The organism is Streptomyces sp. enrichment culture, from assembly GCF_964273145.1.
Taxonomy (GTDB): Bacteria; Actinomycetota; Actinomycetes; order Streptomycetales; family Streptomycetaceae; genus Streptomyces.
Window position 1 is genome coordinate 882,483 of the sequence record NZ_OZ186873.1, and the last position, 19,633, is coordinate 902,115.

General features: G+C 73.4%; 21 protein-coding genes. 5 read left to right on the plus strand and 16 right to left on the minus strand.

The annotated features are described in order from the left end of the window. The first annotated feature begins 40 nt into the window (after positions 1 to 40). A complete protein-coding gene (locus ACSU6Z_RS04015; protein WP_003977404.1) occupies positions 41 to 415 on the plus strand; it encodes an RNA polymerase-binding protein RbpA in 375 nt (124 codons plus the stop codon). 134 nt (positions 416 to 549) lie between these two features. Here the strand turns inward: ACSU6Z_RS04015 and fxsA are convergent, their stop codons facing one another. The 4 genes from fxsA to ACSU6Z_RS04035 all read right to left on the minus strand — a co-directional run bounded on the left by fxsA (position 550) and on the right by ACSU6Z_RS04035 (position 4,668). Beyond that, positions 550 to 1,119 (minus strand): FxsA family membrane protein, encoded by a 570-nt coding sequence (fxsA, locus tag ACSU6Z_RS04020; protein ID WP_437042916.1) that lies wholly within the window; start codon positions 1,117 to 1,119, stop codon positions 550 to 552. A 77-nt stretch (positions 1,120 to 1,196) separates the two neighbouring features. Then, on the minus strand, positions 1,197 to 1,997 hold the full coding sequence (locus tag ACSU6Z_RS04025; protein ID WP_437042918.1) for a polyprenol monophosphomannose synthase: 801 nt from the start codon (positions 1,995 to 1,997) through the stop codon (positions 1,197 to 1,199). 546 nt (positions 1,998 to 2,543) lie between these two features. Further along, positions 2,544 to 4,148 (minus strand): amidohydrolase, encoded by a 1,605-nt coding sequence (locus ACSU6Z_RS04030; protein ID WP_437042920.1) that lies wholly within the window; start codon positions 4,146 to 4,148, stop codon positions 2,544 to 2,546. 79 nt (positions 4,149 to 4,227) lie between these two features. Next, complete coding sequence (locus ACSU6Z_RS04035; protein WP_358784202.1) at positions 4,228 to 4,668, minus strand: Lrp/AsnC family transcriptional regulator; 441 nt, start codon at positions 4,666 to 4,668, stop codon at positions 4,228 to 4,230. Positions 4,669 to 4,939: 271 nt separating this feature from the next. Between ACSU6Z_RS04035 and ACSU6Z_RS04040 the strand changes: the two genes are divergently transcribed. Both ACSU6Z_RS04040 and ACSU6Z_RS04045 read left to right on the plus strand, forming a co-directional pair. After that, the gene (locus ACSU6Z_RS04040; protein WP_437042922.1) at positions 4,940 to 5,377 is read left to right on the plus strand and encodes a hypothetical protein; all 438 of its coding nucleotides are present in this window, start codon (positions 4,940 to 4,942) and stop codon (positions 5,375 to 5,377) included. 211 nt (positions 5,378 to 5,588) lie between these two features. Further along, complete coding sequence (locus ACSU6Z_RS04045; protein ID WP_437042924.1) at positions 5,589 to 5,834, plus strand: hypothetical protein; 246 nt, start codon at positions 5,589 to 5,591, stop codon at positions 5,832 to 5,834. Here ACSU6Z_RS04045 and ACSU6Z_RS04050 read toward each other — a convergent pair. The 3 genes from ACSU6Z_RS04050 to ACSU6Z_RS04060 form a co-directional block, all read right to left on the minus strand. Then, positions 5,797 to 6,969: an acyl-CoA dehydrogenase family protein gene (locus tag ACSU6Z_RS04050; RefSeq protein WP_437042925.1), complete on the minus strand. Its 1,173-nt coding sequence runs from the start codon at positions 6,967 to 6,969 to the stop codon at positions 5,797 to 5,799. The genes ACSU6Z_RS04045 and ACSU6Z_RS04050 overlap by 38 nt on opposite strands. A gap of 285 nt (positions 6,970 to 7,254) precedes the next feature. Continuing rightward, entirely contained in the window at positions 7,255 to 7,395 is a 141-nt protein-coding gene (locus ACSU6Z_RS04055; RefSeq protein WP_437042927.1) for an SCO1431 family membrane protein, read from the minus strand. A gap of 153 nt (positions 7,396 to 7,548) precedes the next feature. Further along, a complete protein-coding gene (locus ACSU6Z_RS04060) occupies positions 7,549 to 8,901 on the minus strand; it encodes a peptidase C39 family protein (RefSeq protein ID WP_437042929.1) in 1,353 nt (450 codons plus the stop codon). A gap of 177 nt (positions 8,902 to 9,078) precedes the next feature. Here ACSU6Z_RS04060 and ACSU6Z_RS04065 point away from each other — a divergent pair, with 177 nt between their 5' ends. Together ACSU6Z_RS04065 and ACSU6Z_RS04070 are read left to right on the plus strand one after the other, a co-directional pair. Beyond that, on the plus strand, positions 9,079 to 9,732 hold the full coding sequence (locus tag ACSU6Z_RS04065) for a uridine kinase family protein (protein WP_437042931.1): 654 nt from the start codon (positions 9,079 to 9,081) through the stop codon (positions 9,730 to 9,732). Positions 9,733 to 10,164: 432 nt separating this feature from the next. Continuing rightward, positions 10,165 to 12,036 carry an AAA family ATPase gene (locus tag ACSU6Z_RS04070; RefSeq protein ID WP_437042933.1) on the plus strand — a complete coding sequence of 624 codons (1,872 nt, stop codon included), beginning with the start codon at positions 10,165 to 10,167 and terminating at the stop codon, positions 12,034 to 12,036. A 25-nt stretch (positions 12,037 to 12,061) separates the two neighbouring features. Here the strand turns inward: ACSU6Z_RS04070 and ACSU6Z_RS04075 are convergent, their stop codons facing one another. The 9 genes from ACSU6Z_RS04075 to ACSU6Z_RS04115 form a co-directional block, all read right to left on the minus strand. After that, positions 12,062 to 13,141 carry a hemolysin family protein gene (locus ACSU6Z_RS04075; protein WP_437042935.1) on the minus strand — a complete coding sequence of 360 codons (1,080 nt, stop codon included), beginning with the start codon at positions 13,139 to 13,141 and terminating at the stop codon, positions 12,062 to 12,064. Then, positions 13,138 to 14,481, minus strand: a complete 1,344-nt coding sequence (locus tag ACSU6Z_RS04080; protein WP_437042936.1) for a hemolysin family protein — start codon at positions 14,479 to 14,481, stop codon at positions 13,138 to 13,140. Before ACSU6Z_RS04080 ends, ACSU6Z_RS04075 begins: the two co-directional genes overlap by 4 nt. Before the next feature lie 278 nt (positions 14,482 to 14,759). Then, complete coding sequence (locus tag ACSU6Z_RS04085; protein ID WP_437042938.1) at positions 14,760 to 15,218, minus strand: PH domain-containing protein; 459 nt, start codon at positions 15,216 to 15,218, stop codon at positions 14,760 to 14,762. 18 nt (positions 15,219 to 15,236) lie between these two features. Beyond that, entirely contained in the window at positions 15,237 to 16,094 is an 858-nt protein-coding gene (hisG, locus tag ACSU6Z_RS04090; RefSeq protein WP_437042940.1) for an ATP phosphoribosyltransferase, read from the minus strand. A gap of 50 nt (positions 16,095 to 16,144) precedes the next feature. Beyond that, complete coding sequence (locus ACSU6Z_RS04095) at positions 16,145 to 16,417, minus strand: phosphoribosyl-ATP diphosphatase (RefSeq protein ID WP_029383007.1); 273 nt, start codon at positions 16,415 to 16,417, stop codon at positions 16,145 to 16,147. Between the two features lie 35 nt (positions 16,418 to 16,452). Beyond that, positions 16,453 to 16,938 carry a 6,7-dimethyl-8-ribityllumazine synthase gene (gene ribH, locus ACSU6Z_RS04100; protein WP_437042942.1) on the minus strand — a complete coding sequence of 162 codons (486 nt, stop codon included), beginning with the start codon at positions 16,936 to 16,938 and terminating at the stop codon, positions 16,453 to 16,455. Positions 16,939 to 16,963: 25 nt separating this feature from the next. Continuing rightward, positions 16,964 to 18,253: a bifunctional 3,4-dihydroxy-2-butanone-4-phosphate synthase/GTP cyclohydrolase II gene (locus tag ACSU6Z_RS04105; protein ID WP_437042944.1), complete on the minus strand. Its 1,290-nt coding sequence runs from the start codon at positions 18,251 to 18,253 to the stop codon at positions 16,964 to 16,966. Further along, entirely contained in the window at positions 18,250 to 18,894 is a 645-nt protein-coding gene (locus ACSU6Z_RS04110) for a nicotinamide mononucleotide transporter family protein (protein WP_437042946.1), read from the minus strand. The genes ACSU6Z_RS04105 and ACSU6Z_RS04110 overlap by 4 nt, the downstream gene beginning before the upstream one ends. Then, a complete protein-coding gene (locus tag ACSU6Z_RS04115; RefSeq protein WP_437042947.1) occupies positions 18,891 to 19,493 on the minus strand; it encodes a riboflavin synthase in 603 nt (200 codons plus the stop codon). The genes ACSU6Z_RS04110 and ACSU6Z_RS04115 overlap by 4 nt, the downstream gene beginning before the upstream one ends. Between the last annotated feature and the right edge of the window lie 140 nt (positions 19,494 to 19,633).

Sequence of the window (19,633 nt, forward strand, 5' to 3'; positions counted from 1 at the left end):
ACACCTGTCCTGTGGGCGACAAGCCCGGGAGGCACGATTCATGAGTGAGCGAGCTCTTCGCGGCACGCGCCTCGTGGTGACCAGCTACGAGACGGACCGCGGCATCGACCTGGCCCCGCGCCAGGCCGTGGAGTACGCATGCGAGAAGGGGCACCGGTTCGAGATGCCCTTCTCGGTCGAGGCGGAGATCCCGCCGGAGTGGGAGTGCAAGGTCTGCGGGGCCCAGGCACTCCTGGTGGACGGCGACGGCCCGGAGGAGAAGAAGGCCAAGCCCGCGCGTACGCACTGGGACATGCTGATGGAGCGGCGGACCCGTGAGGAACTCGAAGAGGTCCTCGAGGAGCGGCTGGCCGTTCTGCGCTCCGGCGCGATGAACATCGCCGTTCATCCGCGGGACAGCCGCAAGTCCGCGTAGGCCCTGCGGACCGGGCGAGGTTCCCGGCCCGTGCAGGTGACCGCGGGCGCCGTACGTGAGATCACGTACGGCGCCCGCGGTCTTTGTCCTGTCCGCGCACGGTCCGCGCCGGGCGGGTGCGGTCCGTGCCCGCGTCAGCGGTTCAGCGGCGGGTACTGCTCCCGCGTCGCCGTGCCCGGCTCGTCCCGGACGACCTCGCCCTGGACGACCTTTCCGTCCGGGTGGTGCATGCGGGCCTGCCGGAGGGCGTCGCCCAGGGTGCCCGGAGCGACCTGGCGGAGCTTGCGTTCGAAGGTGCGCTGCGCGGTGCGGCTCACGGCCTTCTGGACCGGGGGCAGCAGCAGGAGCAGACCCGCCGCATCCGAGATCGGCCCCGGGATCATCAGGAGCAGGCCACCCAGCATCACCAGGCCGTTGCCCTCGCTGTTCGGGCGGGCGGCCGGGGGCACCGCCTGGGACTGCTGCAGCGTCTCGGTGAGATTGCGGAACGCACGGCGCCCGGCCCGTTTGACGACCACGGAGCCGAGGACGAAACCCGCCACCAGCAGCAGGAGGACCACGAAGCCGCTCGTCGCGCCCGCGACCACCGTCAGCAGCCAGACCTCCAGCACGAGCCAGGCCGCGAGTCCCAGCGGCAGGAACGTGCGCAGCCGGGAGCGCCGGGGCCGGGCGGGGTACCTGGGGGTCTGAGCGCCAGTCGTCATGTCTCCAGTGTGCCCGGACCCGGCTCAGCGCAGGATAAGGGAACCGCCCACGGCGTACGGGCGCGGCCCCCGGCCCGTCACTGCTGCGCGGGCCTGCCGCGTTTGACGACCTTGTCGACCCTCTCCCCCACGCCCCACGCGGTGACCCGCCACAAGGCCTCCACGAGGATGTCGCGGCTCATCTTGGAGTCGCCCAGCTCGCGCTCGACGAAGGTGATGGGCACCTCGACGACGTGGTAGCCGGCCTTGATGGCGCGGCGGGCCAGGTCGACCTGGAAGCAGTAGCCCTGGGAGGCGACGTCGTCGAGGCCGAGGCCCTCCAGGGTCTCCCGGCGGAAGGCGCGGTAGCCGCCGGTGACGTCGCGCAGCGGCAGGTCGAGCGCCAGGCGGGAGTAGAGGCTGCCGCCGCGGGAGATGATCTCGCGGGACCTGGGCCAGTTCACCACCCGCCCGCCGGGCACCCAGCGCGAGCCGAGCACCAGGTCGGCGCCCTTGAGGGCGGTCAGCAGACGGGGCAGTTCCTCCGGCTGGTGGGAGCCGTCAGCGTCCATCTCGACGAGCACGCCGTAGCCGTGCTCCAGTCCCCAGCGAAAGCCCGCGAGGTAGGCGGCGCCCAGGCCCTCCTTGCCCTTGCGGTGCAGGACGTGGACGTGGTCGTCCCCGGCGGCGAGTTCGTCGGCCAGCTTCCCGGTGCCGTCGGGGCTGTTGTCGTCGGCCACGAGCACGTGCGCCTCGGGGACGGCTTCGCGCACCCGGCCGACGATCGCCCTGATGTTCTCCGCCTCGTTGTAGGTCGGAATGATCACCAAGGCGGTGCCGAGCGGGCCGAACCGTCTCTCCTGGTCCCCTGCCGCGCGAGTCCCGTCGCCGTCGTTCACTGCTGCCCCTTCGAGTCCGTACGCAGAGGACCACCATAGTGGGCCCGGCCTGCGATGACGCGACAGCGCGTTCGTATGGTGGTGTCGTTTTCACAAAAGCCGGGTAGGACTGCCTCTTTCGGCAGGCGTCCCGAGGGGTTCCGCGGCGGATGGGGGCCCGGCGCCCTTCGGGCCGACCTGGGACCCGCTGGCTGCGGATCGACCGAGAGCCGTTGTCTACTGAGCGCCCGGGCCCCACCCGGGTCACACCTCCCGACCGCCGAAACGTTCCCTGGGCGCGGCACGGGCGCTGGGCCTGGCTCCCGGTGGCGGTGCCCCGGTGCGGCGACACCGTCCTTGACCCAGCGGCGCCGCGACGCTTGCGCGGAGAGTTCCCCGGTCGGGCGTCCGGTGGTGGACTCGGCCGAACCTACCGGCCCCCCGCCGCCGCCTGTCAACACCCACTCGACCTGCGCATTGTCCGGCGACTCGCAGGTCAGCACGGTGGCCGCGCAGGCGGTGCGACACAGCGGCGACGGAGGATCGTCGCCCCGTCGGCCGTGGGGATCACTCGCCCGGCCGCACGAAGACCGTCCGTCCGCCCACCACGGTCCGCAGGCAGACGGGCAGGTCACGGCCCGGGGACAGGTCGGGCAGGCCGGGGGTGCCGGAGCGCGGGTCGGTGGACCAGCGCGCGACGCGGTCGTCGGGGGCCTGCACCACCAGTTCGCCGGTGCGCCACACGGCGTAGTCCGCGGGAGCGCCGGGCACGAGGACGCCCGCGTCGTCGCGGCCGATCGCCCGCCAGCCGCCGCGCGTGTGCGCGGTGAACGCGGCGCGCACGGAGACACGGTGCTCCGGCGTGCGGTGGAAGGCGGCGGCCCGGACGGTGCCCCACGGGTCGAGGGGCGTGACGGGGCTGTCGGAGCCGAAGGCGAGCGGAACCCCGGCGCGCAGCAGGGCCGCGAAGGGGTTGAGCGCGCGGGCCCGTTCGGTACCCAGACGGCGGGCGTACATGCCGTCCTCACCGCCCCACAGCGCGTCGAAGGCGGGCTGGACGGAGGCGGTCAGGCCGAGCTCGGCGAAGGCCGCGATGGTCTCGGGGGTGAGCATCTCGGCGTGCTCGACCCGGTGGCGGGCGGCGCGGACGCGCGTGAGGCCCAGCTTCTCCGCGGCGGCGCGCACGCCCTCGACGACGGTGGTCACGGCGGCGTCGCCGATGGCGTGGAAGCCCGCCTGGAGACCCGCCTCGGTGCAGGCGACCACGTGGGCGGCGACCTCGTCGGCGTCCAGGTAGGCGGTCCCGGCGTGCCCGGTGTCGGCGTACGGCTGGTGCAGGCAGGCGGTGTGGGAGCCGAGGGCGCCGTCGACGAAGAGGTCGCCGGCCGCGCCGATCGCGCCCAGTTCCCGCGCCTTGTCCACGTCCCGCTCCGCCCAGTAGCCGATCACGCGCGGACCCGCCTGGCCGGCCGCGAGGCGGAGCAGGCCGGTGAGGTCGTCCTCGGAGGAGATCTCCGGGCCGGCGCACTCGTGGACGGTGCCGATGCCGAGCGAGGCGGCGTGCGCGAGGGCCGCGCGCTGCGCCTCGGCGCGCTGGGCGGGGGTGATCGCGCCGTACGCGGCGGCGCGCACGGCGTGGTGGGCGTCGCCGGTGAGCGGGGCGTCCGCGCGGCCGTCGACGCCCGGGACCAGGTCGAGCAGGGCGGTCGTGACGACCGCCGAGTGCACGTCGATACGGCTGAGATAGAGGGGACGGCCGCCGGTGGCCGCGTCGAGTTCGGCGCGCGCCGGGGGGCGGCCCTCGGGCCAGCGGGAGGCGTCCCAGCCGTGGCCGAGCAGGACGCGGTCGTCCGGGCGGGCGGCGGCGAAGTCGCGCACGAGGCCGAGGGCCGCCCGGAGGGAGGGGGCGGCGGACAGGTCGAGGCCGGTGAGGGCGAGGCCCGTGGACGTCGTGTGCACGTGCGCGTCGGTGAACGCGGGGGTCACCAGGGCGCCGTCCAGGTCGACGACCTCGTCGACGCCGTCCGCGAAGGCGTCCGCGGCGCCCTCGGAACCGACCCAGGCGATCTGCCCGCGTTCGACGACCATCGCGGTCGCGAAGGGATCGGCCGGGCTGTGCACCTCGCCGCGGCGCAGCAGGACGGTCTGGGACGGGGCGGTGGACTCACTCATGGACACCAGTCTCGCGCCTCGCCCGTCCCGGCCGGCACGCAGGTCGGCACGGGAGCCGCGCGGTCCGGCCCGCGCGGCGTCAGACCCGCGGCGGGCGCGCCTCGTACGGCGTGGACAGCACCACCGTGGTCCGTGTGGACACCCCGGCCAGCGAGCGCACCCGGGCCAGCAGCTCCTCCAGTTCGTGCGGGGTGGCCACCCGCACCTTGAGGATGTAGTTCTCGTCACCGGCCACGCTGTGGCACGCCTCGATCTCGGGGACGCCGGCCAGGCGGTCCGCGATGTCGTCGGGAGCGCTGGGGTCGAACGGTTTCACCGAGATGAACGCGGTCAGCGGCAGTCCGACGGCCTCGGGATCGACGACCGCGGCGTACCCGCGGATGACGCCACGCTGTTCCAGCCGGCGCACCCTCTGGTGCACGGCGGACGTGGACAGGCCCGTGGCCTTGCCCAGGTCTGTGTAGCTCATCCGCCCGTCCTTGACGAGCAGCTGCACGATCTGTCGGTCCAGCTCCTCCATGACGCAAGAACCTACAGTGCGCCCGAACTCCCCGGATAGCCGAGCAGCGCAGGTCATGCCCGGTTCGCGAGGTGGGCCGGGGCGTGATCGCGCCCCGGCCGGAGGGACGAACCGGCCGCAAGGCGGCACCCGCGAGGGGCGTGTGACCAACGCCACATCCCTCGAACGGGCTTCGTGATGTTCTCGTGATTACTCCGTAGGGGGGACGGGAAGTGCTTGCTGTGGTCGAGGCCGCAGTGCCGTCACGGCCCAGCCCGAGGGGGAGAATCCCATGCAGAGTCTGAAACGCCCTGGTCGTACCGTGCCCAAGCGGCACCAGCCGGTCGTCGATCCCGAGCCGGAGGGCGTCGAACCCGGCGCCTTCGACGACGAGGAACCCGACGCCTACGACACCTTCGAGATGTACCGGGTGATCTGCCCGGAGTGCGCGCAGCCCATCGCCCTGCTGGCGGACGAGGACGTGCTGCCGGAGCACGCGCTGTGCGCCTCGCCGTGGAACCCGTTCGGGCTCACGGTCTGCGCCGGGACCGGCCGCCGGGCCGACGAGGCCCGCCCCGCGGACGAGTCCTTCCGGCCCCAGGAGCAGGACACCTCACTGCTGCTGACGCTCCCCCGGGGGCTCGACTGGCGGACGCAGCCCTTCTCGCACGTCGGCGGCCCGGGCTCGCGCCCGATGCGCGTGCCGGCGGTGCGGCGTCACGCCGCCTGAGCGTCCGCCGGGCGGGCGGCACCGCCCGCCCCTCCGTACCGACCGGCCCGCGCCGCGGCTCACCGTGCCGTGGCACGGGCCGATGTCACCCGCGGCCGACGCGGCGCCGGCCTCCCCGTACGGAGGCGCCCCGGGGACGACGCGCCTTCGCGAACACACGCTCGACCGCGCGGGCCGGTGACCCGTCCCCGCTTCTCCGCGTTGCCCGGGTATGAGCCCCACGTACTCGGTGACCGGGCGTCAGCGCCGCCTCTTCGTCCCGGCGCCCACGGAACCGGTTCCGCCGGCACCGCCGCTCCCGGATCCACCGATCTACCGCGAGCTGATGCGGGCCTGGGCCGATCGCGGCCGCACCCTGCCGGGGCGCCACGACCCGGAGTGGGTCCGGCTCGCGGCGCCCCCGCGCGGGCGCGGCGACTTCAGCGCGTCTCGGGACCCGCGAGGTGACGGGCGATGACCATGCGCTGGATCTGGTTGGTGCCCTCGACGATCTGCAGCACCTTGGCCTCGCGCATGTAGCGCTCGGCCGGGAAGTCGGCGGTGTAGCCGTAGCCGCCGAGGACCTGGACGGCGTCGGTGGTGACCCGCATCGCCGTGTCGGTGCAGTGCAGCTTCGCCATGGCCGCCTGCTTGGCGAACGGCCGGCCGGCGTCGCGCAGCCGCGCCGCCGCCAGGTACAGCGCGCGGCCGGCCTCGATCTGGGTCGCCATGTCGGCGAGCATGAAGCGCAGGCCCTGGAAGTCGGCGATCGGCCTGCCGAACTGACGCCGCTGCCTCGCGTACGCCACCGCCTCGTCCAGGGCCGCCTGGGCCACCCCGATCGCGCAGGCCGCGATGCCGAGGCGCCCGGAGTCGAGCGAGGACAGGGCGATCGCGAAGCCCTGCCCCTCGTCACCGATGCGCCGCGCGTCGGGCACCCGCACCCCGTCGAGGTGGACCTGCGCGGTGGGCGATCCCTTCAGGCCCATCTTCCTCTCGGGCGCCGCGGCGCTCACCCCCGCGGCGTCGCCGGGCACCAGGAAGGCGGTGATGCCGCGCGGGCCCTCCTCCCCGGTGCGCGCCATGACGGTGTAGAAGTCGGCGACGCCGCCGTGGGTGATCCACGCCTTGGTCCCGGTGATCACCCAGTCGTCGCCGTCCCGCACCGCCCTGGTGCGCAGGGAGGCGGCGTCGGAGCCGGAGGACGGCTCGGAGAGGCAGTAGCCGCCGAGCAGACCGCCGGCGAGCATCGCGGGCAGGTGCTCGGCCCGCTGCTCCTTGGAGCCGTGGGCGGCGAGCGCGTAGCAGGCCAGGGAGTGCACGCTGACGCCGAGGCCGACGGTGAGGCGGGCCGCGGCGAGCTCCTCGAGGACCTGGAGGTAGACCTCGTAGGGCTGGTCGCCGCCGCCGTACTCGGCGTCGTAGGGCAGCCCCAGCAGGCCGGAGTCGGAGAGCAGGGCGAAGAGCTCGCGCGGAAAGCGGCCGGCGTCCTCCTCCTCGGCCGCCTTCGGGGCGATCTCTCGCCGCGCGATGTCGCGGACGAGTGAGATCAGCTCCCGTGCCTCGTCCGTGGGCAGTTGTCGGTCCACCGGCTGCGGGACGCGGTCGGGCATGGCGACGCTCTCCTCCCTGTCGGGCACAACGGCGGGCGTGCGCCTTGGGTGGAGGCGGCTCCGCCGGGTCGTACTGAGGACCTGGCCGATGCTCGTTTCCGGGTCGCGGAAGCTGCTGACCAGCGGCTGTGCGCTGTGAGTATGCCCGATCCGGGGCACCGAGTCACTGGTTAACGACCGCTTACTTCAAGAAAACCGCGGACGGTCCCGCACCCGGGGGGTCGGCGCCCCCTCGCCGCCGACGGGCCGCCCGGTACGGGCGGGGGCCGGATCACCGGCGGGGCGTCACAGGAGGCCGAGCTGGGTCACCAGCATCGCGGTGACGACGACGAGGACCCACCCCATGAGGTGCTCGAAGGTCTTGGGCCCGTCGTCCCGGGGCCCGCCGGTGCGGACGCGGGCGGCGGTGGCGGTGTGTGCGGTCATGGCTTCTCGCTGATCTCGTGCGTACGGCGGAACTCCCCGGCCGGGCATCCCCGACCGGCTTGTCCACCTTGCCACCGAAAACGGCCACCGAGACCGAGATGTCCGTCACAGGGGACGGCCCCCGGCCGACGCCGGGGGCCGTCCGCGACCGGGTCAGCGCACTCCCACCGCCGCGAGCGCCCCGCGCCGGCGCGGGCCCGGGTGCGCCGGGAAGAAGAGGTAGCAGACGCCGCCCGTGCCGGGGACGACCTTGCCGGCGGCGTTGTACCGCTTGGTCCTCAACCAGACGTTCTCCCATTCGCGCCTCTTGTAGACGCGCCGCACCTCCTCGTTGCTCGGCGAGGCCGGGTCGTTGGCGATCACGTCCCCGTCGGCGGTGAAGCCGACCACGGTCATCAGATGGCCCGCCGTGCCGTACCCGGCGCCGGTCAGCTCCTCCTTCAGGAAGGACTGCGAGGTGATCACCGGGATGCCGGCCGCGATCAGCGTCTCCAGCTCGGTGAGGGAGCCGAGACGGGTGACCACGCCCCGCAGGCCGTCGAAGGTGGCCGCGTAGGCGGCGTTGAACGGCCAGTTGCCGCAGCCCGCGTACTGGTGGTCGTACGTGTACCGGGCCGCGTGGCACACCTGCGGGTCGGTGTAGGAGGGATCGACCCAGGACAGTTGCTCCTCGGTGAGCCGGCCGCCCCAGTACTCGATGACCATGTGCGAGGAGGTGGGGCTGCACCAGGCCTCGCCGCCGTTGTCGTACTCGGGGTACCGGCCCTTGTGGATCTCCTGCGAGTAGCGCGGGACGGCCAGCTCCCGGGCGAGGCCGGGCGTGGAGGCCGGGACGGTGAAGCGGTCGGGGACGTCGGAGCCCATCACGTCGGCGCGCCACACCGTGGGAGTGGTCCTCGCGCCGGGGCGGCGGTACAGGGTCAGCCGCAGCCGGCAGGAGACCAGGCGCAGGCCCGTGGCGGGATCGTCGAGGGCGAGCGTGTCCGTCCAGACGCTGCTCCTGCCGTCGCCCTGGCCGTCGACCGAGGTCCGCCGGATGTCCTGGTCGCCGGCGGCCCAGCGGCCCATCACGTACCAGGGCGTGCCCGTGCCGTCGGAGTACGTTCCCTCGAGCTCGGCCTGGATCCAGGTGCCGTCGGGGGTGTGGGCGTTCCAGGAGACGACCGCCTCCGTCGAGGGGACGGCGAGCCGGTGGACGGGCGAGGTCCAGGTGGCGTACTCCCAGGCGGCCGTGCGGCCGGTGTGCGGGTCGGTGTAGTCGGTGGTGCCCGCCGGCGCGCCCAGCACGATGCCGGGCCGGGCGCCCGCGACGGCGCGGGTGCCGCGGGCGGTGCCGGCGCACCAGTCGCGGTACGTGGTCCAGCTCCGGTGGCCGACGGAGCGGGCCGGGGTGCGGCCGGAACCCGCGGCGGCGGTGGCGGCGGCCGGGGCGGCGGTGCCGGCCACGGCGGCGGCGACCGTGGCGGCCAGGACGGTTCTGCGGGAGGGCTGTTCGGCTCTGCTCATGGGCGGTGGACCCCCAGTGTCCGAGTCGGAGCAGGCCCGTGGCACGGGCTGTGCGCCCACTATGGCCGCAGGCGCTCGCTCCGGCCAGCACCCGCGTCCGAACCGCGCCTGCGCACGACCCGTGCGGCCCGGCCCTCCGGCGGGCCGGGCGGTCGCCGTTAGAGTGCACGGCGACCGTTGTCCGCTCCCCCGCACCGTTCAGGACCAGCCATTCACGACCTCGCCTCCCGGATCCGCCGCCTGCCCGCCTCCTGCGGCCCCGTCCGCCTGATCGGCGTCGACGGGCACGCCGGCTCCGGAAAGTCCACGTTCGCCGGGCGGTTGGCGCGGGCGCTCGGCGGGGCGCCGGTGCTCCACCTGGACGACATCGCCAGCCACGACGAGCTGTTCGACTGGACCGGACGGCTGCTGGACCAGGTGATCGCGCCCCTCACGCGCGGCGAGGCGGCACGCTACGCCCCCTACGACTGGCGGGCCCGCCGCTTCGGGCCGCCCCGCGTGCTGCCGCCCGCACCGGTGGTGCTGGTCGAGGGAGTCGGCGCGGGCCGCCGGGCGCTGCGCCCGCACCTGGCCCTGCTGCTGTGGATGGACCTGCCGAGCGAGGAGGCGTGGGCGCTGGGGCGGGCCAGGGACGGGGAGGAACAGCGGGAGTTCTGGGACGGGTGGACGCGCGCGGAGCGCCGCCACTTCGCCGAGGACCCCTCACGGCCGTTCGCCGACCTCCTCGTACGGCGGGACCAGGAGGGATATGAGGCGCTCCGGGGACCTGCGGGAACCGCCGGACCGGACCAGAACTTCACACACGGTGACGGGCCGTCCGCAGGGCGCTGAACCCGCGAAGATCGATCTCGGCCAACTTCCCGGAGTGCCCCCAACTCCGCTTGACCAAGGAGCCGTACAGGACTTACGTTCTCAATGTGCGGCGATTCGAAAGCCGCCGGCAGACGCGAAGCCCCCGGTTGTTCCCCCGTGACCGGGGGCTTCGTTCTGTCCTGCCCGCCTTCCGCGGGCGTCGCGCGGCATCAGGCACTCACCCTCCGTCACCGCGGTGTGTGCGCCCCCCGTGCTCCGCCGCGCCGATCAGCCGTCCGCCGCACCCTTCGGGGCCGACCCGGCCGCGGGTACGATGCCCTCGGTGCGACCTGCGGACGACTGCTTCGCGCACCTGCAACTCCGGTACGCGATCGAGCGGTTCGACCAAGGCGGCCGACGGGCGACGGCCCGGCGGCATACCGACGGGGGGCGCGGTTTGTGGGGGACGTGATGGACTTCGGCACCCAGGGCTCCAAGGCCCCGGCCGACCTCGCCTGGCTGCGGGGCGTGGACGCCTACACCGTGGGCGCCTATCCGCAGGCGGAGGAGGAGTTCCGGGCCGCCGTCCGGATGGATCCCGGGATGGCCGACGCCTGGCTGGGTCTGCACGCGCTCCGCGTGGACACCACGACCGCGCTGCTGCGCATGTTCCGCCACCGCGACCGTTTCGGCGAGCAGCGCACCCGGCACCGCCGCACCCTCAACTCCTGGTACTGGCTCGGATGGTGGGTGCAGCCGGTGCTGGAGAGCCCGCGCGACCTGCTGCTCGCTCACGCCTCCCACTGGCTGGACGGCCGCCACGTGCCGGAGCTGGACCGGGCGCTGGCGGGGCTGCCGCCGGTGGACACCGACCGCCAAGTCCGCTTCCTGCACGCCTGCCGCGCCTATCTCGTCAAGGACTGGGAGCAGCTCGTCCGGCACACCGACCCGCTGCTCGACGATCCCCTGCTCGGCATCGAGGCCGGTCTCTTCGGCGGCATGGCCCGGGTCCGCCTGGAGATGTACGGGCAGGCCGAACCGCTGCTGTCGGCGGCACTGATGCGGTGCCGCAGCGAGCAGCCGCAGCGCAAGGAGCTGCGCTACTGGCTGGCGCGCGCCCACGAGGGCACCGGCCGCAGCGCCGCCGCGCTCCCGCTGTACCGGGCCGTGCACAGCGTCGACCCGGCGTTCATGGACACCTCCGCCCGGCTCGCCGCCATCGCGGAGGGCGACGGGTACGACGAGGCGGCCGAGGCCGCCGACCTCGCGGCGATCGCGCTCACCGGCACCGGACAGGACGGTGCCGACGGCCCCGACGGCCTGGACGCGCTCTTCGGCACCGAGGGACGCGACCTGAAGCTGTCCGACCCCGGGCCGCCGCCGGTCGCTCCCCTGCCGTCGGCGACCGGCCCGTCGGTCCGCGTCCGGACCGCCCCGGAGCCCTCCCTGCCGGCCGGGCCGACCGACCCGGCGCTGCTGGAGGAGGCGCTCGCCGAGTTGGAGCGCATGGTGGGTCTGGAGCCGGTGAAGCGTCAGGTCAAGGCGTTGTCGGCACAGTTGAACATGGCGCGGTTGCGAGTCGGTCAGGGCCTGCCGGTCCAGCCGCCCAAACGGCACTTCGTCTTCTCCGGTCCCTCCGGCACCGGCAAGACCACGGTCGCCCGCATCCTGGGCCGCGTCTTCTACGCCCTCGGCCTGCTCGGCGGCGACCACCTGGTGGAGGCGCAGCGGGCCGACCTGGTCGGCGAGTACCTGGGACAGACGGCGGTGAAGGCCAACGAGCTGATCGACTCCGCCCTCGGCGGTGTGCTGTTCGTCGACGAGGCGTACTCGCTGTCCAACTCCGGGTACGGCAAGGGCGACGCGTACGGCGACGAGGCGTTGCAGGTGCTGCTGAAGCGGGCGGAGGACAACCGGGACCACCTGGTGGTGATCCTGGCCGGCTACCCGGAGGGCATGGACCGCCTGCTGGCCGCCAACCCCGGGCTGTCCTCCCGCTTCACCACCCGCGTCGACTTCCCCTCGTACCGGCCGTCGGAACTGACCGAGATCGGCAAGGTGCTCGCCGCCGAGAACGGCGACCTGTGGGACGACGAGGCCCTCGACGAGCTGCGCTCGATCGCCGGGCACGTCGTGGAGCAGGGGTGGATCGACGAACTGGGCAACGGGCGGTTCCTGCGCACGCTGTACGAGAAGAGCTGCGCCTACCGGGACCTGCGGCTGTCGTCCTGTCCCGGCACGCTGACGCGGGAGGACCTGGCGACCCTGCGGCTGCCGGATCTGATGCAGGCCTACGGGGAGGTGCTGTCGGGGCGGGGGCCGCAGGATCCGCCGTCGGTGTGACGGACCCCGCGGCCGTACCCGCGGATCAGCCGGCCAGCGCCTCCCGGGCGCCGGTGCGGGGCTCGGTCACCGTCGCCCCGGGAACCTCGCGGTGCGCCGGGTCCCGCACCTCGCCCACGAGCATCTCCAGTACGTCCTCCAGCGCCACCAGGCCGAGCACCCTGCCGGACGCGTCGGCCACTTGGGCCAGGTGCGTCGCGGCCCGGCGCATGACGGTCAGCGCGTCGTCGAGCGGCAGCTCGGGCCGCAGGATCGTCATGGGCCGCCACAGCCGCTGCGGCACGGCCCGCTCGGAGTCCTCCAGGTCCAGGACGTCCTTCACGTGCAGGTAGCCCATGAAGGCGCCGTCGCCCGAGGCGACCGGGAAGCGGGAGTAGCCGGTGCGGGCGGTCAGCTCGACGATCTGCCCGGGGGTGACCGACGGGCTGACCGTCACCAGTGAATCGCGCCCCAGCAGGACGTCCGTCACCGGCCGGGAACCCAGCTCCAGGGCGTCCTCCAGGCGTTCGGCCTCCTCCGGGTCGAGGAGCCCGGCCTGGCCGGCGTCCTCCACCAGCCGGTTGAGCTGCTCGCTGGTGAACACCGCCTCGACCTCGTCCTTGGGCTCGACGCGGAAGAGCCGCAGGACGCCCCGGGCGCAGGCGCCGAGGGCGGCCGTGACCGGCCGGCACAGCCGGGCGAAGGCGACCAGGCCGGGGCCGAGCCACAGCGCGGCCTTCTCCGGGGCGGCCATCGCCAGGTTCTTCGGGACCATCTCGCCGATGACGAGGTGGCAGAAGACCACCACGGCCAGGGCGATGACGTAGCCCAGCGGGTGGATCATGCCGTGCGGCAGGTGGATCCACGCGAAGACCGGCTCCAGCAGGTGGGCGACGGTCGGCTCGGCGACCGCGCCGAGGGTCAGCGAGCAGACGGTGATGCCGAACTGGGCGGCGGCCATCATCTGCGGCAGCCGCTCCAGCCCGTACAGGACCTGCCGGGCCCGGGCGGTGCCGAGTGGTTCGATCTGACTGCGGCGGACGGAGACGAGTGCGAACTCGGCGCCGACGAAGAATCCGTTGACGAGCACGAGCAGCGCGGCGAAGAGGAGTTGCAGGACGCTCATCGGGCGGCCTCCGCAGTGGGCGCGGGCGCGGACGCCGTGCGCACCAGCCGGATCCGCTCGGCGCGGTAGTGGCCGACCCGGCGGACCGACAGCCGCCAGCCGTCGATCTCCGCGCGGTCGCCGACGGCCGGGATGCGGCCGAGCAGGTCCGCGACGAGCCCGGCGACGGTCTCGTACGGCCCCTCGGGCGCCTGGAGTCCGATGCGCGCGAGGACGTCGACGCGGCAGCCGCCGTCCACGTCCCAGGCCGGACGGCCGTCCTCCGGCGGCGCGGGGGCCAGCTCGGGCACCTCGGGGAGGACGTCGTCGTGCTCGTCGCGGACCTCGCCGACGATCTCCTCGACGATGTCCTCCAGGGTGACGACGCCGGCCGTGCCGCCGTACTCGTCGACGACGACCGCGATGGGCTGTTCGCTGCGCAGCCGGGCCAGCAGCGGCCGTACCGGCAGGGTCTCGGGGACCAGCAGCGCCGGGCGGGCTATACGGCCGACGGGGGTGCGCAGCCGTTCACGGACCGGGACCGCCAGGGCGTCCTTGAGGTGGACCATGCCGACGATCTCGTCGATCCTCTCCCGGTGGACGGGGAAGCGGGACAGGCCGGTGGCGCGGGTCAGGTTGACCACGTCCTCGGCGGTCGCCGACGCCTGGAGGGAGCTGACCCTCACGCGCGGGGTCATGACGTGCTGCGCGGTCAGGTCGCCCAGCGACAGGGTGCGGACGAAGAGGTCGGCGGTGTCCTGTTCGAGGGCGCCGGCCCGGGCGGAGTGCCGGGCCAGGGAGACCAGCTCGCCCGGGGTGCGGGCGGAGGCCAGTTCCTCGGCGGGCTCGATGCCGAGCGCGCGCACCAGCCGGTTGGCGACGGCGTTCAGGGCGGCGATCACCGGGCGGAACAGGCGGGCGAAGCCGTGCTGCGGGCCGGCGACGAAGCGCGCGACCTGCAACGGCCGGGAGACGGCCCAGTTCTTGGGCACCAGTTCGCCGACCACCATCTGCACGGCCGAGGCCAGCAGCATGCCGACGGCCACCGACACGCCGGGTACGGCGCCGCCGGGGAGGCCGATCGTGGTGAACGGGCCGCGCAGCACCTCGGCCAGCGCCGGTTCGGCGAGCATGCCGACGACGAGGGAGGTGAGGGTGATGCCGAGCTGGGTCCCCGAGAGCTGGAACGACAGCTCCTTGAGGGACTCGACGACCCGGCCGGCCCGCCGGTCGCCCTCGGCCGCGGCCTTCTCGGCCTCGGCGCGCTCGACGGTCACCAGGCCGAACTCGGCGGCCACGAAGAATCCGTTGGCGAGAATCAGCAGGAACGCGGCTGCCAGGAGCAGCAGGGGGATGGTCATGAGGCCGCCGCCTCCGCGTGGGCGCGGACCTCGCGGGTCCGGGCCTCGCTATCTCGGCAGGGGGCGGCGCAGGTACTGCAGGACGATCCGTCCATCGCCGGAGGGAGTCACTCCTCGGGTAGCAGGAACCCCCGTGCACCGGGCGGTGCGACAGGGGCGGAGCCGCGGCGATCGCGGCTCCGCCCCCAGATTAATCAAGACGGGGCGGGATGCAGCAGGGCGGATGGCCCCGGTCCGCCTCCGGGGTCTTCCCGGAGGCGCCCCGAACCGGCGCGGGGCTACGCCCCGGGCTCGGCGGTGGAGCGGGCCTCGGCCAGGGCCCGCAGGGCCTTCGCGTCGGCGATGGCGCGCTGCTTGGCGATGCCCGGCTGGATGCCGAGCGCGGGCAGGCTGGTGCCGTCGCTCAGGTCGAGGAAGACCCAGGGGTCACCCGCGCGGAGGTTCACCCGGAGGATCTCCGCCCACTCCAGGCGGCGCGTGCGGGTGAGGTTGACCACGGTGACGCCGGACTCGTCGGCGACGACCTTGGGCCGGGCCAGCAGGAGCAGCACGCTGTCCAGCAGGAGCGCCGTGACGACGAAGCTGAGACGTTCGGCGGGGCTGAGCCGCTCCAGCAGCAGCGCGACCGCCGTGATGGTCACGAACAGGACGACGGCCGCGGTGAGCAGGACGGCCCGGGTGCGGCCCGGCCGGAAGGTGACGGGCAGGGCGGGCAGATCCGCCGTGGCATCCGACATGGTGTGCTCCGGATCGCGTCAGAGGCGGCAGGCGTGGATGGCGGTGGTGAGGATGGCCCGGGCGCCGATCGCGTACAGGTCGTCCATGATCCGCTGGGCCTCCTTGGACGGGACCATCGCGCGGACGGCGACCCATCCCTCGTTGTGCAGCGGGGAGACGGTCGGGGACTCCAGGCCCGGGGTGAGGGCGACGGCCTTCTCCAGCTGCTCCACGCGGCAGTCGTAGTCCATCATCACGTACGTCCGGGCCACCAGGACGCCCTGGAGGCGGCGCAGGAACTGCTGCACCTTCGCCTCGACGGTGTCGTCGGTCTCCGCGCGGGTGCCGCGGATCACGACCGCCTCGGACTTCATGATCGGCTCGCCGATGACCTCCAGGCCTGCGTTGCGCAGGGAGGTGCCGGTCTCGACGACGTCGGCGATGACCTCGGCGACACCGAGCTCGATCGCGGTCTCGACGGCACCGTCGAGGTGGACGACGGAGGCGCCGATGCCGTGGTCGGCCAGGTGCTTCGCGACGATGCCCTCGTAGGAGGTGGCGACCGTCATGCCGCTCAGGTCCTCGACGCCGTTCGCCGTGCCCGGCTTGGTGGCGTAGCGGAAGGTGGAGCGGGCGAAGCCGAGGGGGAGGATCTCCTCGGCCTCGGCGCCGGAGTCGATCAGCAGGTCGCGGCCGGTGATGCCGATGTCGAGGCGGCCGGAGGAGACGTAGATCGCGATGTCGCGGGGGCGGAGGTAGAAGAACTCCACCTCGTTCTCCGGGTCGACGATCCGCAGTTCCTTGGACTCGCGGCGCTGCTGGTAGCCGGCCTCATGCAGCATCTCCGCCGCAGGGCCGGACAGTGAACCCTTGTTGGGGACGGCGATGCGCAGCATGGGGTCGGCTTCCTTTGTGTGAAGGGGTTGTTTCTCTGGACCGAGGGGGGTCACAGGTGGGCGTAGACGTCGTCCAGGGAGATCCCGCGGGCGACCATCATCACCTGGACGTGGTACAGCAGCTGCGAGATCTCCTCGGCGGCCGCCTCCTTGCCCTCGTACTCGGCGGCCATCCAGACCTCGGCGGCCTCCTCGACGACCTTCTTGCCGATGGCGTGGACGCCCTTGTCGACCAGCTCGGCGGTGCGGGAGGTGGCGGGGTCGCCGTGGGCGGCCTTCTGCTGGAGCTCGGTGAAGAGCTCCTCGAACGTCTTCTTGGACATGGTGGCGCCCACTCTACGCGGTGGCGGTGGTCGGCCTAGCGCCAGGGCTCGGACACGGAACGCAGCGTGGCCGCGGTCGCCACCGCCGCGGTGACGGCCTCGTGGCCCTTGTCCTCGCTGGAGCCCTCCAGACCGGCCCGGTCCAGGGCCTGCTCCTCGGTGTCGCAGGTGAGCACGCCGAAACCGACGGGGACGCCGGTGTCGACCGAGACCTGGGTGAGGCCCTGGGTGACGCCCTGGCACACGTAGTCGAAGTGGGGGGTGCCGCCGCGGATGACGACGCCCAGGGCGACGACCGCGTCGTAGCCCCGCGCCGCGCACGCCTTGGCGACCACCGGGAGTTCCCAGCTGCCGGGGACCCGCAGCAGGGTCGGCTCGTCGATGCCCAGGTCGTGCAGGGCGCGCAGGGCGCCGTCCACCAGGCCGTCCATCACCTTCTCGTGCCACTGGGCCGCGATGACGGCGACCCTGAGGTCGCCCACATTGCGTACGGACAGTTCCGGTGCGCCCTTGCCGCTCACGTTCTCGCCTCTCCTCGGTGTCGTCTTACTGGTTGCCGCAGGTGGACACGGGGGCCGTGTCCAGCCAGGGCAGGTCGTGGCCCATCCGGTCCCGCTTGGTGCGCAGGTAGCGGAGGTTGTGTTCGCCCGCCTGGACGGGCATGGGCTCGCGGCGGACGACCTCGATGCCGTGCCGGGCGAGCGCGTCGCTCTTGTCGGGGTTGTTGGTCATCAGGCGCACACTGCGCACGCCGAGGTCGCGGAGCATCTGGGCGCCGGCGCCGTAGTCGCGGGCGTCGGCGGGCAGGCCGAGCTCCAGGTTGGCGTCGAGGGTGTCCCGGCCGCGCTCCTGGAGTTCGTAGGCGCGCAGCTTGGACAGCAGGCCGATGCCGCGTCCCTCGTGGCCGCGCAGGTAGACCACCACTCCCCTGCCCTCGGACCGGATGCGGGCGAGGGAGGCGTCGAGCTGGGGACCGCAGTCGCAGCGCTGGGAGCCGAAGACGTCACCGGTGAGGCACTCGGAGTGGACGCGGACGAGGACGTCGGTGCCGTCGCCGATCTCGCCGTGGACGAGGGCGACGTGCTCGACGCCGTCGACGGTGGAGCGGTAGCCGTACGCGGTGAAGGCGCCGTGGGCGGTGGGGAGGTTGACCTCGGCCTCGCGGCGGACGGTGGGTTCGGCGCTGCGGCGGTAGGCGACCAGGTCCTCGATGGAGATGATCGTCAGGCCGTGCTTGCGGGCGAACGGGATCAGCTCGGGCAGGCGCAGCATGCGGCCGTCCTCGCCGGCGATCTCCACGATGGCGCCGGCCGGGCGCAGGCCCGCGAGGCGGGCGAGGTCGACGGCGGCCTCGGTGTGCCCGTCGCGGACGAGGACGCCGCCGGGGCGGGCGCGCAGCGGGAAGACGTGGCCGGGGCGGACCAGGTCGGACGGCTCGGCGGTGCCGCTCGCGAGCAGCCGGAGCGTGGTGGCGCGGTCGGCGGCGGAGATGCCGGTGGTGACCCCGTACTCGGCGCGGGCGTCCACGGAGACGGTGAAGGCGGTCTTCATCGACTCGGTGTTGTCCCGCACCATCTGGGGGAGGTCGAGCCGGTCCAGTTCGTCGCCCTCCATGGGGGCGCAGATCAGGCCGCGGCACTCGCTCATCATGAAGGCGACGATCTCCTCGGTCGCCTTCTCGGCGGCGATGACGAGGTCGCCCTCGTTCTCGCGGTCGGCGTCGTCGACGACCACGACGGGGCGGCCGGCGGCGATGTCGGCGATGGCCTGTTCGACGGGGTCGAGCACGAAGTCCTCGGTGCCGTCGGTGCCGTACAGGACGGGTGCCGTGCTCATGCGGGCGCTCCTTCCAGGACGGGCTGCGCGGCCCTGCGGGAGCGCAGCCACCAGTCGCGCAGGCCCCACAGGACGAGCGCGCCGTAGAGGACGTAGACGAAGCCGGAGAAGGCGAAGCCGTTGGCGAAGTTCAGCGGGACGCCGACCAGGTCGACCAGCAGCCAGGCGAACCAGAACTCGACCATGCCCTTGGCCTGGGCGTACATGGCGACGACGGTGCCGACGAAGATGTAGGCGTCCGGCCAGGGGTCCCAGGAGAGTGTGGGGAAGGCGGTGAACAGCGCGCCGACGGCGAGGGTGCCGAGGGCGGCGGCGGCGAGCAGCGCCCCGCGCTCGCGCCAGGTGGCGAAGCGTACGGCGACGGAACCGTCCTGCGTCCGGCGCCGGCCGCGGTTCCACTGCCGAAAGCCGTAGGCGGCGACGACCATGACGACGATCTGCTTGCCCGCGCTGCCGGAGAGGTGGGCGGTGGCGAAGGCGGCGAAGAGGACGAGGCCGGAGACGAACTGGACGGGCCAGCTCCATATCGATCGGCGCCAGCCGAGGGCGAGGCCGAGCAGGCCGATCACGTTGCCGATCATGTCCGACCACTTGATGTGCTGGCCGAGGAGGGTGAACGCCTCCGAGTTGAGCCAGTTCACTTGGTCCCCTCCCGGTCGGCCAGCAGCCTCTCGACGTACTTGGCGATGACGTCGGCCTCCAGGTTCACCGGGTCGCCGGGCCGCTTGCGGCCGAGCGTGGTCAGGGCGAGCGTGGTGGGGATGAGGCTGACGGTGAAGTAGTCGGGGCCGGCCTCCACGACGGTGAGGCTGATGCCGTCGACGGTGACGGAGCCCTTCTCGACGACGTACCGGGCGAGGTCCGCGGGGAGGGAGATCCTCACGATCTCCCAGTGCTCGGACGGGATGCGCTCCAGGATCGTGCCGGTGCCGTCGACGTGGCCCTGCACGATGTGCCCGCCCAGGCGCGCGCCCACGGCGGTGGGGCGCTCCAGGTTGACCCGGGAGCCGACGGTGAGGGCGCCCAGGCTGGAGCGCTTGAGGGTCTCGGCCATCACGTCGGCGGTGAACTCGTCGCCCTCGTGGTCGACGACCGTGAGGCAGACGCCGTTGACGGCGATGGAGTCGCCGTGTTTCGCGCCTTCGGTGACGACGGGGCCGCGCAGCCGGAAGCGGCAGGCGTCGCCGAGGGTTTCGACGGCGGTGACCTCGCCCAGCTCTTCGACGATTCCGGTGAACACTTCCCGGGTCCTCCTGCCTCTTCGGGCACGGACTCCGGGGCTGTCGAGGACGACAGGATGTACGAGCGGGGACACCGGGAGCGACGCCGGGCGGACTCGTCACCGACAAGGACGAGCCCAGAGGACGGCGCGCGCACGTG

Excerpts from the sequence above, each read along its gene's own strand:
- ACSU6Z_RS04015 (WP_003977404.1), top strand. The coding sequence starts at position 41 with ATGAGTGAGCGAGCTCTTCGCGGCACGCGCCTCGTGGTGACCAGCTAC.
- fxsA (WP_437042916.1), bottom strand. The coding sequence starts at position 1,119 with ATGACGACTGGCGCTCAGACCCCCAGGTACCCCGCCCGGCCCCGGCGC.
- ACSU6Z_RS04030 (WP_437042920.1), bottom strand. The coding sequence starts at position 4,148 with ATGAGTGAGTCCACCGCCCCGTCCCAGACCGTCCTGCTGCGCCGCGGC.
- ACSU6Z_RS04035 (WP_358784202.1), bottom strand. The coding sequence starts at position 4,668 with ATGGAGGAGCTGGACCGACAGATCGTGCAGCTGCTCGTCAAGGACGGG.
- ACSU6Z_RS04040 (WP_437042922.1), top strand. The coding sequence starts at position 4,940 with ATGCAGAGTCTGAAACGCCCTGGTCGTACCGTGCCCAAGCGGCACCAG.
- ACSU6Z_RS04045 (WP_437042924.1), top strand. The coding sequence starts at position 5,589 with ATGAGCCCCACGTACTCGGTGACCGGGCGTCAGCGCCGCCTCTTCGTC.
- ACSU6Z_RS04050 (WP_437042925.1), bottom strand. The coding sequence starts at position 6,969 with ATGCCCGACCGCGTCCCGCAGCCGGTGGACCGACAACTGCCCACGGAC.
- ACSU6Z_RS04055 (WP_437042927.1), bottom strand. The coding sequence starts at position 7,395 with ATGACCGCACACACCGCCACCGCCGCCCGCGTCCGCACCGGCGGGCCC.
- ACSU6Z_RS04060 (WP_437042929.1), bottom strand. The coding sequence starts at position 8,901 with ATGAGCAGAGCCGAACAGCCCTCCCGCAGAACCGTCCTGGCCGCCACG.
- ACSU6Z_RS04070 (WP_437042933.1), top strand. The coding sequence starts at position 10,165 with ATGGACTTCGGCACCCAGGGCTCCAAGGCCCCGGCCGACCTCGCCTGG.
- ACSU6Z_RS04075 (WP_437042935.1), bottom strand. The coding sequence starts at position 13,141 with ATGAGCGTCCTGCAACTCCTCTTCGCCGCGCTGCTCGTGCTCGTCAAC.
- ACSU6Z_RS04080 (WP_437042936.1), bottom strand. The coding sequence starts at position 14,481 with ATGACCATCCCCCTGCTGCTCCTGGCAGCCGCGTTCCTGCTGATTCTC.
- ACSU6Z_RS04085 (WP_437042938.1), bottom strand. The coding sequence starts at position 15,218 with ATGTCGGATGCCACGGCGGATCTGCCCGCCCTGCCCGTCACCTTCCGG.
- hisG (WP_437042940.1), bottom strand. The coding sequence starts at position 16,094 with ATGCTGCGCATCGCCGTCCCCAACAAGGGTTCACTGTCCGGCCCTGCG.
- ACSU6Z_RS04095 (WP_029383007.1), bottom strand. The coding sequence starts at position 16,417 with ATGTCCAAGAAGACGTTCGAGGAGCTCTTCACCGAGCTCCAGCAGAAG.
- ACSU6Z_RS04105 (WP_437042944.1), bottom strand. The coding sequence starts at position 18,253 with ATGAGCACGGCACCCGTCCTGTACGGCACCGACGGCACCGAGGACTTC.